The 11,258-nt window shown below is 58.9% G+C and carries 10 protein-coding genes, 3 tRNA genes and 1 pseudogene; 10 read left to right on the forward strand and 4 right to left on the reverse strand.

What is annotated here, in order from left to right; genetic code table 11:
• Positions 1 to 89 precede the first annotated feature (89 nt).
• From AB5Y81_RS12770 to AB5Y81_RS12805, 8 genes are all read left to right on the forward strand, one after another.
• Complete coding sequence (locus tag AB5Y81_RS12770; RefSeq protein WP_005302702.1) at positions 90 to 278, forward strand: Trm112 family protein; 189 nt, start codon at positions 90 to 92, stop codon at positions 276 to 278.
• Positions 275 to 1,027: a 3-deoxy-manno-octulosonate cytidylyltransferase gene (kdsB, locus tag AB5Y81_RS12775; RefSeq protein ID WP_010633514.1), complete on the forward strand. Its 753-nt coding sequence runs from the start codon at positions 275 to 277 to the stop codon at positions 1,025 to 1,027. Before AB5Y81_RS12770 ends, kdsB begins: the two co-directional genes overlap by 4 nt.
• Positions 1,028 to 1,239: 212 nt before the next feature.
• A complete protein-coding gene (gene uvrY / locus AB5Y81_RS12780; RefSeq protein WP_005302696.1) occupies positions 1,240 to 1,884 on the forward strand; it encodes a UvrY/SirA/GacA family response regulator transcription factor in 645 nt (214 codons plus the stop codon).
• 188 nt (positions 1,885 to 2,072) lie between these two features.
• Positions 2,073 to 3,923 carry an excinuclease ABC subunit UvrC gene (uvrC, locus tag AB5Y81_RS12785; RefSeq protein WP_126881514.1) on the forward strand — a complete coding sequence of 617 codons (1,851 nt, stop codon included), beginning with the start codon at positions 2,073 to 2,075 and terminating at the stop codon, positions 3,921 to 3,923.
• Positions 3,924 to 4,225: 302 nt separating this feature from the next.
• Entirely contained in the window at positions 4,226 to 4,780 is a 555-nt protein-coding gene (gene pgsA, locus AB5Y81_RS12790) for a CDP-diacylglycerol--glycerol-3-phosphate 3-phosphatidyltransferase (protein WP_010633516.1), read from the forward strand.
• 179 nt (positions 4,781 to 4,959) lie between these two features.
• Positions 4,960 to 5,035: transfer RNA gene (locus AB5Y81_RS12795), tRNA-Gly, on the forward strand.
• Between the two features lie 34 nt (positions 5,036 to 5,069).
• Positions 5,070 to 5,143 (forward strand) — tRNA-Cys (locus AB5Y81_RS12800).
• Between the two features lie 41 nt (positions 5,144 to 5,184).
• A tRNA-Leu gene (locus AB5Y81_RS12805) sits at positions 5,185 to 5,271 on the forward strand.
• A gap of 189 nt (positions 5,272 to 5,460) precedes the next feature.
• Here the strand turns inward: AB5Y81_RS12805 and AB5Y81_RS12810 are convergent.
• Positions 5,461 to 6,261, reverse strand: a complete 801-nt coding sequence (locus tag AB5Y81_RS12810) for a hypothetical protein (RefSeq protein ID WP_147323350.1) — start codon at positions 6,259 to 6,261, stop codon at positions 5,461 to 5,463.
• Positions 6,262 to 6,601: 340 nt separating this feature from the next.
• On the opposite strand from AB5Y81_RS12810, the gene AB5Y81_RS12815 reads away from it, so the two are divergent.
• Positions 6,602 to 7,135, forward strand: coding sequence for a hypothetical protein (locus AB5Y81_RS12815; protein ID WP_095592432.1), 534 nt, complete (start codon positions 6,602 to 6,604; stop codon positions 7,133 to 7,135).
• A gap of 25 nt (positions 7,136 to 7,160) precedes the next feature.
• Here AB5Y81_RS12815 and AB5Y81_RS12820 read toward each other — a convergent pair.
• Positions 7,161 to 7,470: pseudogene (locus AB5Y81_RS12820) on the reverse strand (hypothetical protein); the annotation flags it as partial.
• 108 nt (positions 7,471 to 7,578) lie between these two features.
• On the opposite strand from AB5Y81_RS12820, the gene AB5Y81_RS12825 reads away from it, so the two are divergent.
• Complete coding sequence (locus AB5Y81_RS12825; RefSeq protein ID WP_279484135.1) at positions 7,579 to 7,941, forward strand: hypothetical protein; 363 nt, start codon at positions 7,579 to 7,581, stop codon at positions 7,939 to 7,941.
• 288 nt (positions 7,942 to 8,229) lie between these two features.
• Here AB5Y81_RS12825 and AB5Y81_RS12830 read toward each other — a convergent pair whose 3' ends face one another.
• Both AB5Y81_RS12830 and AB5Y81_RS12835 read right to left on the reverse strand, forming a co-directional pair.
• Positions 8,230 to 10,221, reverse strand: coding sequence for an MtrB/PioB family decaheme-associated outer membrane protein (locus AB5Y81_RS12830; protein ID WP_279484136.1), 1,992 nt, complete (start codon positions 10,219 to 10,221; stop codon positions 8,230 to 8,232).
• An 11-nt stretch (positions 10,222 to 10,232) separates the two neighbouring features.
• Complete coding sequence (locus AB5Y81_RS12835) at positions 10,233 to 11,204, reverse strand: DmsE family decaheme c-type cytochrome (protein ID WP_201882376.1); 972 nt, start codon at positions 11,202 to 11,204, stop codon at positions 10,233 to 10,235.
• Positions 11,205 to 11,258 lie beyond the last annotated feature (54 nt).

Consider the following 11,258-nt stretch of genomic DNA (forward strand, 5'->3'; position numbering starts at 1 on the left):
TCATGCCCCGCATGAAACATCTGGTTGGTTCGACACCCATCGCCGGCGTGATGAAACCGCCGGCGCGACATCGTTGAAGGAGTATCGTTTTGGCTTTGGACATCAAGTTGCTCGACATCATTGCCTGCCCGGTCTGCAAGGGCAAGCTGCACTATAACAAGTCCGTGCATGAGCTGGTCTGCCGTTTCGACAAGCTGGCTTATCCGCTGGAGGAGGGGATCCCGGTGCTGCTGGAGAACCGCGCCCGTCCGCTCAATAGCGACGAGCTGTCGTCATGAGCTTCGTCGTCGTCATTCCGGCCCGCTACGCCTCCACCCGGCTGCCGGGCAAGCCGCTGGCCGACATCCATGGCAAGCCCATGGTACAGCACGTGGTGGAAAAGGCCCTGCAGTCGGGCGCCGATCGGGTGATCGTCGCCACCGACGATGAGCGGGTGCAGCAGGCGCTGGCCGGCCAGACCGGGTTCGAAGTGTGCATGACCTCGAAGGATCACCAGTCCGGTACCGAGCGGCTGGCCGAGGTGTGCCGTCACTATGGTTTTGCCGCCGACACCATAGTGGTCAACGTGCAGGGGGACGAGCCGCTCATTCCGCCGGTCATCATCCGTCAGGTGGCGGACAACCTGGCCGCCGCCAGCGCGCCCATGGCGACTCTGTCTGTGCCAATTCAGGACGCCGAAGAGGCGTTCAACCCGAACGCCGTCAAGGTGGTGACCGACCAGGATGGCTACGCCCTCTACTTCAGCCGTGCCTCCATTCCGTGGGATCGTGATCGTTTTGCCGCAAGCCGCGAGCAGATTGGCGATCACTACCAGCGTCACATCGGCATCTACGCCTATCGCGCCGGTTTCATCCAGCGTTATGTGGACTGGGCGCCGAGCGCGCTCGAGCAAGTAGAGGCGCTGGAGCAGCTGCGGGTGCTCTGGTACGGGGAGAAGATCCACGTGGCCCAGGCCCTCGAGGCGCCGCCGGTCGGGGTGGATACCCAGGCCGATCTGGACAAGGTGCGCGCACTGCTGGCGAACTGATGCCGACAACAGCAAAAATGACTCTGAACGGTGCCTGCGGGCGCCGTTTTTTGTGTTTAATCTTTACATAATTATTTGATTACAAACGTCATTTATGAGCACTTTCAAACTTTTCCCGGCCATGGTTTGCCAAATCGACGAGTTTGGTTATGATGCAAGACGCCGTGTTAACCCTAACTGGCATATAACGAGATAAAAAACGGGGTGTTTGGGTGATTAATGTATTCCTGGTCGATGATCATGAGTTGGTGCGTACAGGGATAAGACGCATTCTGGAAGATGTCCGCGGGATCAAGGTGGTGGGCGAGGCGCAGAGCGGGGAAACCGCAGTCACTTTCTGTCGTCAGAACCATCCCGACGTGATCCTGATGGACATGAACATGCCTGGCATCGGCGGCCTGGAGGCAACCCGCAAGATCCTGCGGATCCGGCCCGATGTGCGCATCATAGTGCTGACCATTCATTCAGAAAATCCGTTCCCGACCAAGGTGATGCAGGCGGGTGCCGCCGGCTATCTCACCAAGGGGGCCGCACCGGACGAGATGATCCACGCCATTCGCCTGGTCCACTCCGGTCAGCGTTACATCTCCCCGGAGATCGCCCAGCAGATGGCCCTGAGCCAGTTTGCCTCGGCCGACGAGAACCCTTTCAAGTCCCTCTCCGAGCGCGAGCTGCAGATCATGATGATGATCACCAAGGGGCAGAAGGTGACCGATATTTCCGAGCAGCTCAACCTGAGCCCGAAGACGGTCAACAGCTACCGCTACCGGCTGTTCAGCAAGCTCAACATCAATGGCGATGTGGAGCTGACCCATCTGGCCATTCGCTATGGCATGCTGGATGCCGACACCCTGTAACGGGCGGCGTGTAGCCATCAAAGGCGGCCTGTGCCGCCTTTTTGCTTTTTGCCGGTCTGACGCAGTATGCTCTGTGCCGTCTTCTGCTTTCATCCGTTGAACCGAGTTGCCGATGAGCCTCTCTTTCGATCTTCCGCTTGCCGCGATATCCCAGACCCAACACTTCGATCCCCGTTGCCGGAGCCAGCATGACCTCCTCTGAACCTCTCTTCGACAGCAAGGCGTTTCTCAGTGCCGTCACCCACCAGAGCGGTGTCTATCGCATGTACGACAGCGGCGGCACCGTCATCTACGTGGGCAAGGCCAAGGATCTGAAGAAACGGCTCGCCTCCTACTTTCGGGCCAACGTCGACAGCATCAAGACCCGCACCCTGGTGCGCCAGATCGCCGACGTGCAGGTGACGGTCACCCACACCGAGACCGAGGCGCTGATCCTCGAGCACAACCTGATCAAGCAGTACCAGCCCCGCTACAACGTGCTGCTGCGGGATGACAAGTCCTACCCCTGGATCATCATCACCGCCCATCAGCACCCGCGTATCGGCGTCCATCGCGGTGCCCGCAAGGTGAAGGGGGAGTACTTCGGCCCGTACCCCTCCGGCGGTGCGGTGCGCGAGAGCCTGCACCTGATGCAGAAGATCTTCCCGGTACGCCAGTGTGAGGATGCAGTCTATGCCAACCGCACCCGCCCCTGCCTGCTCTACCAGCTCAAGCGCTGCGCCGGCCCCTGCGTGGCCGGGCTGGTGAGCGAGGCCGAGTATGCCCAGCAGGTGGAGCTGGCCAAGCTGTTCCTCGCGGGCAAGAACCAGCAGGTGATAGGCGAGCTGGTGGGCAAGATGGAATCCGCCAGCGGCGATCTGCGCTTCGAGGAGGCGGCCCGCTATCGGGATCAGATCCAGGCGTTGCGCCGGGTGACCGAACAGCAGTCGGTGAGCGGCAACGTGTTGGACGAGCTCGACGTGGTGGGGGTGGCCTTCGAGCAGGGGACCGCCTGCATTCACGTGCTCTTCATCCGCCAGGGCAAGGTGCTGGGCTCGCGCAGCTACTTCCCGAAAGTGCCGGCCGATACCCAGCTCGACGAGGTGGTGCAATCCTTCCTGCTGCAGTTCTATCTGTCGGGGCAGGGGGGGCGGCAGATCCCGAGCGAGGTGCTGCTCGATGTGGCGCTCGAAGACGAGAACGTCATTGCCGAGACCCTGAGCCAGACCGCCGGCTACAAGGTGCGGGTGGTGAGCCGTACCCGCGCCGAGCGGGCCCGCTTCATCAAGCTTGCCTCCATCAACGCCCAGACCGCGCTGCGCTCGCGCCTTGCCCACAAGAGCACCATCACCGCCCGCTACGATCAGCTGGAGGAGCTGCTGGAGCTGGAGCGCCCCATCGCCCGCATGGAGTGCTTCGATATCTCCCACACCATGGGGGAGCGCACCGTGGCCTCCTGCGTGGTGTTCAACCGTGAGGGGCCGCTCTCATCGGAATATCGTCGCTTCAACATCGACGGCATCACCGGCGGCGATGACTACGCCGCCATGGAGCAGGCGCTGGAGCGGCGCTTTGGCAAGCAGCAGGAGCCGGACAAGGTGCCTGACGTGCTGTTTATCGACGGCGGCCTCGGCCAGCTGCGCCGCGCCGAGGAGATCCTGGCCCGTCAGCTGGAGTTTCTGGGGGGAAAATATCCGCTGCTGGTAGGCATCGCCAAGGGGGTGACCCGCAAGGCGGGGCTGGAGACCCTGATCCTGGGGGAGAGTCACGAAGAGCTGCATTTACCGGCAGATATGCCCGCCCTGCACCTCATTCAGCACATTCGCGATGAATCCCACCGTTTTGCTATCACTGGCCACCGCGCCAGACGGGCGAAGGCCCGCACCACCAGTACTTTGGAGGATATTCCGGGGGTGGGGCCGAAACGGCGGCAGGCGCTGCTCAAGTACCTGGGCGGTCTGCAGGAGGTGAAAAAAGCCGGGGTGGAGGAGCTTGCCAAGGTGCCCGGCATCAGCCAGGAGCTGGCCCAGTCCATCCACGATGCCCTGCACTCTCTCTAGCCATTGGTAGCCGAGAAGGGGGAATACCCCTCCATGCAGCCCCTGTTTGTCCAGACGACGAGCAGGGGCTGTCGCCCCGGGTATCGACAAGAGGCGAGGTGAGTCACACCATTCACCCCGGGTTCATCCCCTTCAGGATCCAGACACACAAGAGCCGTGACGCCGGGGGGCCGCAAATGCCATAATGGCCCGCATCCTGAGGTTGTTGATGGATTAATAGACCAAGGCGGGCGCCTGTCCGGTTGCATCCGTGATCGGCTTGGGGCTACCATGTAGCGGCATACAAGAAGTGGCTGAAAATAATGACAAATATTCCTAATCTGCTGACGTTTTTTCGGATCTTGCTCATCCCCGTCTTCGTCATCCTGTTCTACCTTCCCTACCAGTGGTCCTATCTGGCGGCGGCCATCGTCTTCATCCTGGCGGCGGCGACCGACTGGTTTGACGGCTACCTGGCCCGCAAGCTGAATCAATCCACCGCCTTCGGTGCCTTCCTCGATCCGGTCGCCGACAAGATCATGGTGGCGGCGGCGCTGGTGGTGATCGTCGAGCACTACAACACCATCTGGGTGACCATTCCTGCCATGACCATGATTGGCCGCGAGATCATCATCTCCGCCCTGCGTGAGTGGATGGCTGAGCTGGGCAAGCGCTCCTCGGTGGCGGTCAGCTGGATTGGCAAATGGAAGACCATGATCCAGATGGTCTCGCTGACCGGCCTCATCTGGCAGTACGACATCTGGATGGTGTGGCTCGCCTATGTGCTGCTCTACGTGGCGACCGTGCTCACCTTCTGGTCCATGTTCCAGTACATGAAGGCCGCCTGGGGCGATCTCAGCTATCACTCCCGGTTCTGAGCTGCCGACACAAAGGACCGTTTCCCCGTTCTTGGGACTGGGAAACGGTCGTGAGCGCTGAAAAGGCAGGAAAAGGGCAAAAAACACTCGAACGATCAGGGTATTAAACATTTTTGGTTGACTGGGCGAGGAACATCGCTAGAATGCGTCCTCGTAGTCAGGCAGTCAGCCAGACCAATGCGGGAATAGCTCAGTTGGTAGAGCACGACCTTGCCAAGGTCGGGGTCGCGAGTTCGAGTCTCGTTTCCCGCTCCAAATTCAGACAATAGAGAGTTTCTCTCTTTTGCATGGCGCGTTAGCAAAGCGGTTATGCAGCGGATTGCAAATCCGTTTAGTCCGGTTCGACTCCGGAACGTGCCTCCATATTGACAAGCCCGCCACGCGAGCTTGATACCGATTGCGGTGCCCGAGTGGTGAAATCGGTAGACACAAGGGATTTAAAATCCCTCGACGTTCGCGTCGTGCCGGTTCGATTCCGGCCTCGGGCACCATTAAAATCAAAGACTTACTAAGGCCGCTAGCAATAGCGGCCTTTTTGTTTTTGGCAAAATGTCGCCAAAGTGGCGACAGCGATTGTGTCGAGTCTATAGCGCCATAACAACAAAGCCTGCTGGAGGCAGGCTTTTATAGGGCTCTGTATATACCCGAGGAATTTACCATGTGGGGCAGGGGATGGCCGATTACTTCCACCACTCCTTGCTTGGTAAGTTATTCCATTCTCCAACCGGGTATTCATGGCCATTGAAGCGCAGCGTGGTGCTCAATGTTCTCTGACTGGAGGTTTGAGAGGTACCATCCTGCTCTATGGTCTCTGTTTTCGCTTTGGTTACTACTCTCAGATCGTGCAGCCCGTTAGACATCCCTGGCAGGACTTGGATGTAGGAAATTCCTCGTTCTAAGTCAATTTTTCCTGGTGAGCAAGGCACGCCTTTTCGGATGTAGGTGTGCAGCATAGGGGCGCCGTTAATTACGCGTAGAAGAGTTCCATTATGTAGTCTGAATAGATGTAAGAATCTGGAGCTAAAACCGTCAGCACAGGAGGGGCCATAGCCGATATCCAATCTTACGCCAAAGGCCCGTTCTCCTTTGGCCAGTAGGTAAGGAGCTGTGTCGAGCCATATACTGGCGCTTCCAATTCTTATACTGGCATCTTCTTCAATAGTCTCCTCAAACCGCTGTTGTACTTTCCCTTGGGAAATTAGTTCTACTCGCCAGATACTCGTAGGTAGAGACATTTCATCATGGTGATCTGCACTATCTGGGAAAATGTAGGAAGTCAATGTCACTTCTGGCTGGTTTGGTAACGTCTTACATGCGCCGGCAGTCAGTTCGGTGCCTGAAGGCAAACTTGCCTTGATAGCTGCTAGTTGTTCTGAAGAGCAAACTTGTTCTCCGTCAGCCCATGTGCCAAAACTAATCCCTTGTAGCAACAGCGTGGATATTGATGCACTCACTTTCCACGCGAGTGATTTTGTTCTCACTATCACTTTCTCCCCGCTAAAGAAGCATATTGGTGGTTGAGGTTTTTATGCAGGCTGGCACTGTAACAATATTTTGGGGGGTGTTCGAGTCGGTACCATTTGGACGAACAGAGCCCACGATCGTAGGAGGGGGAGAGTGTTGAAACTCATTAGGATCTTTTTTGGTTTCAGTTATCAAATCTACCCTCATTACGCTAATCGTCTGAGACAAAAAATTATGAGCTTTTCCGTTACTGCAACTCGTTTTGGTAACGATGGTTGCTGGTAAACTTATCGACTTGACCAATGAAAACGCCGAGCTTTCAGAAATGATGAAACAAGCGGTTAAGGCAAAGTTTGAATGACTGGGCAGATCTCATGGCAGATGCGAGCCAGTGGATTGGTTGTCGCATTACTCGGAATAGGTGGCCTTTGGATGGCCATGGTGTTTGGTTCTGAATTCATGGACCTGCAAGCACTTACACCGGCAGATCCGTTGCGAATGAATGACTGGCGGGGATGGTTCGCTATCTTCGTTAGCCTACTAGCGGCCCCTTTCATGCTATATGCCGGTGGAAAGCTGATACTTTCTCGGGATATGCCTGAGCCAGACCTTTCCTCAAAAGCGGTTAAGAGGCGGGTGATCTTCGTCGTCTCCTTGATTGTTATAGCTGCTGGTTTGGGACTGCTGACACAAAAAGTCAGCATGTCGAATATTGAACGTTTGGGATGGGAGCAGTGCTACGTCAAACAGACGAGCTGGCGATTTGGCAAGGAGATCTATTCTCAAAATTGTGAAGCACATGGACTTATGAAACTGGACCATGCGTTAGACAGACTCTCTTTGGAAGCACTGAAAGAGAAGTTAAACAAAGAGATGTTTGAGCAAAAATGAAAGAGGGCCTTAAAGGCCCTTTGTTTTATTCGATGATGGGGGATAGCTGGCCGGCCAACTGTTTGGCCTGTTGCCCATGTCCCGTGATGGTCCCGCTGTTACCTGGGGCCGGCCCACTGCCGTGGGGGTGTCTGGCAGTGAAAGCGGCCAAGGGTTCCACCACGTTCATTAACTGCAGCTGCAGGCCGGAAGATGTTCGCGCTCTCGGTCCCCATCCACGAACGGGGTGCCTCCAGGTGTTGCAGCTCGCCGGCAACCGCCCGGCGCAGTCGGCCTCCCTCGACCAGAGCCCTCGTCTTGGTTTGGCTCATGTTACCCCGACTTGCCAGGGGGAGAGCGCCACCGGTTAGGGGGGCAGTGGATGACCCGGTGCATCGATTAGCTTGAACCTGCTTGGTGTCTGTGGTGTAACTGACGCTATACCGTCTTGGGAGGTGTGGCGAGTGGTCCACTCATTGGCAGACATTGACCTGTGTGAAGCGCTGTCCGATCTCTTTGTCGATAATGAGGTCGATTTCGAGCGGATCGCTCAGGTGGCACGGGGCTTTCCCGTTGCCCACGTCGAGATGGTCTTGTTCGAATGGGTGGCGCCGGTTTGTTACATCAACACCCTGGCACCTGTGCCACCGATCTGGACCGGCTTTGAACGTGATTCACTTTGGGCGGAGATCCAGTGCTTGCTGACAAGAGAGGCCAAGGCCGGGTTTGCCAAGAAACTGTCCATCATGCTCAGGCAGTTTTATCTGAGGCAACGGTTTGCCGAAGAGTGGCGCAGGCTGTCGGTGCTGCTGGTCGAAAAGGAATAAAAGTAATGACGGAGAGTGGCGATAAAAATTTCAATTTATGGTCATTGGACGCTACTGGCCGTTTTTAACTAGTTGATATTTATATAAATGTTTTTTCATCAATGCTCACATGTGATTTGGCTTGGCTGGGGAAGTGTTGACATGGTATTGGTGTTCACATCATGTCATTGATGGCCTGTCACGCAGGCTGGCGGGTTTGACAATCAAAGAGGGGAGCCTGGGCTCCCCTCTTTATTGTTGGGCTGACAACACAGCCTGTCTGCCCTTACCTGACGCGCGGCCGTGCCTTTAGAACTTGTAGAGCCAGGAGACGGCGGTGAAGTAGCCGTTGTAGTCCTGGTTCAGGTTGCCGAGGTTGCGCTCTTCGCCGGTGTAGAGGTAATCCACGTCCTGGAAGTATTCGTAGCGCACATCCCAGCGCAGCGAATGCTGCTTGGTGAGCTGATAGAGGGCGTAGCCTTCCAGCCGGTGCTGCTTGCTGGTGAGATCCGGGTAGTCATAGCCCTTGCTGGCGTCGGTCTTGCCGCGGCCATAGGCGAAGCTGTAATCGAGCCCGAGCTCGAGATCCCGGTCAAACGCCTTCTTCTGGGTGAGCCCGAGCCCGAGGGTGGTGATCTCGTCACGCACCGCCGTGCTGTAGGGATCCCAGTCCGGTGCGCCTGTGTAGGCGTGGTTCTGGCTGGAGGTGATCCACTGCAGGTTGCTGAACAGGTGGCCGCTCAGGTTGTCGTCGAACTGCTGGTTGAGGGTCAGGTCGATGCCATAATCCTTGCCCTCGCTGCGCCCTATGTCCGGCTCCTTGTAGTCATCCCTGGCCCACCACCCTTCGAGGCGGGCATCCATCCCCTCGCTGAACTGATAGCCAAGATCTCCCCTTAGTTCGACCCTGTCCCTGTCCGCCAGATAGAACTGGCGCAGGGTCGGGCTGCCGTTGCCAGCGGCGCTGTCGTGGCGCCAGTCCGAGCCGTCGCGGGTGCTCCAGGCGAGCTTGCCGCCCAGTTGCAGCACCCCGGCCGGGCGGTAGCGCCCCTTGAGGAACAGGGTGTGCTCGTCGGTATCCTGCCGGTCGGCCTGCTCGCGCTGATCGGCCTTGTACTGATAGCCGGTAGTGAGCTTGACCGAGCGGCTGAGCCGGTAGTCGGCCGCCAGATCCGCCTTGCTGCGGGTGCGATCGCTCTTGCCGCGCTGCTTGCCGACCACCGCGTATTCATCGGACTTGTCCTTGCGGTCCCGATACTCGCCGCCGGCGCGCAGGGTGAGATCCCGGCCAAAGCGGCCTACCCACTTGGCGTCGGCCTGCAGGGTGCTGACCTCGCCGTGGAAGTCATCCTGGGTGATGGGGGCGTTGCGAAACGCGGTCAGGCTGCCGTTGGAGGTGGCCTGGCTGGTGAGCACGCGGCCGGTCAGGCTCTGCCGGTTCCAGTTGTACTGGCCGGATAGGCTCAGCTGGTGGAAGTTGTTGTCCGGCTCGTAGGCGCGCTCGTTGGCGTAAGGGTCGGCGACGCTGCCATAGTAGAGCGCCGTGTCATCGGTACGGTAGAGGGAGCCGTTGTAGGCGAGATCGACCAGCCAGCCTTCTCCCAGGTAGCTGACGCCGCTCTTGACCTGGGTGGTCGAGCTGCCGTCGACGGGCTTGGGCAAGAGGCCTGGCCCGCTGCCGATGCCGGGCACGCTCGACTGGTAGTAGGCGAGGGTGGCCTCTTTTTTCTCATGAGAAAAATCGGCGTAGGGGCGCCACGGGCTCTTCGGGGTATAGGCGAGTCCGGCGGTCAGCTTCTTGCGCACCACCTCCTTGTCGAACTCGGCCAGCGACCCCTGGGTCAGCGGGCTCTCGCCCGGCTGATAGACGCTGCGGCCGTGGCTGTTCCAGTAGAAGGGGGACTCCGAGTAGCCCACTCGGGCGCGCATGCCGTCGTAGTGGCCCTGTTCGGTTGTCAGGCTGAAGCGCTCCATGCCGAGGTTCTTCACCTCCAGGCTGCCATAGCGGGAGCCTTCTCCCCGGTATTGCAGGTCGGCGTTGAAGATGCCGAGCATGCCGCTGTCCTGCTGGCTGGGAACCCAGTTGCGAAAGCGGGTGGCGCCATCGTCGTTGGCATAGCCGGCACCCAGCCCCACTTCGCCAAACCAGCCCTCATCGCGCTCGCAGGATTTGCAGCTCCAGCGTTCGGTCTTGGCCGGTTTGCTCTGCTGCAGGGCGTAATCCCCGACTGCCAGCGGCTCCTCGGCCGCCTGGGCCGAGCAGACCGCCAGCAGGGAGAGCCAAAGTGTTGAGTATTTCATGACTTCTCTCCTCAGCGCCGCAGTGATTGACCGTTGGGATGGTTGGTCCCGTGGATCTGGTTATGACAGTTCAGGCAACTGCCGCCACGCACCTTGAGATCCCCCTCGGGGATGGAGACGTTGGCATGGGGCACGCTGTGGCACTCCTGGCACAGCTGGGGCACCCGCTTGTTGAGCAGCGCCTGGTTGATGGAGCCGTGCGGGCTGTGGCAGAGGGAGCAATCCTCGGTCACCGGTTCGTGTTCCCACAGGAAGGGGCCCCGTCTCTCGGCGTGACATTCGTAGCAGCTCTCATTGAGGCTGGGCTGCTTGAGGCTGGCCTCGTTCTGCGACTGGTGCGGGTTGTGGCAGCTGGAGCAGGGCAGCTCACCATTGAGAATGGGGTGGCTGGTGCGCTTGTGCAGATCGGCTTTTTGCTGGGCGTGGCAGCTGGTACAGGTCTCCACCTGTTTCTTGCTGTCCATCACCGGATCCTTGGCCTGGTGCAGGCTGTGGCAGCTGGTGCAGGAGAGATCCTCCACCGCGTGAGCGCTGGCATGCCAGCCCATCCGCTGGGTATCGGTGTGGCAGGAGAGGCAGACGCTGTTCTGTTTCTCCACCGGTACCGGCGAGTCGGGGCCGAAGGTGATCATGGGTTCCCGCTGCTGTCCCTTGCGGGGATTGCGCGGGTGGTTGCCGGCGGGGCCGTGGCAGGCTTCACACTGTTTGTCGGCCATCGGCCCGTTCTGGTTGCCGAGGTTGCCGTGCACATTGTGGAAGATGCCGGTGGCGGGTTTGCGCGAGTCGGCATCGTGGCACTTGAGGCAGGTATCGGCCCCCTTGGGGGAGTATTTGCCCTGGTCGAATTTCTGGTCGAGGGTGGCCTCGACCTGCAGGCGCGGATCGGCATCGGCCGCCGGCTGGGCATCGCTCTTGGCCCAGACCGGCAGGCAACCGAGTGCCAGCAAACCCGCCAGGAGCCACTGCGGGGTGATTCTTTTCATATCGTGTCCTTCAACGGCAAAGGGCCGGGGAGAGGCATCCCCCCGGCCTGGTGG

It is taken from the genome of Aeromonas sp. s2 (genome assembly GCF_040907935.1).
In the GTDB taxonomy this organism is placed as follows: Bacteria; Pseudomonadota; Gammaproteobacteria; order Enterobacterales; family Aeromonadaceae; genus Aeromonas; species Aeromonas dhakensis.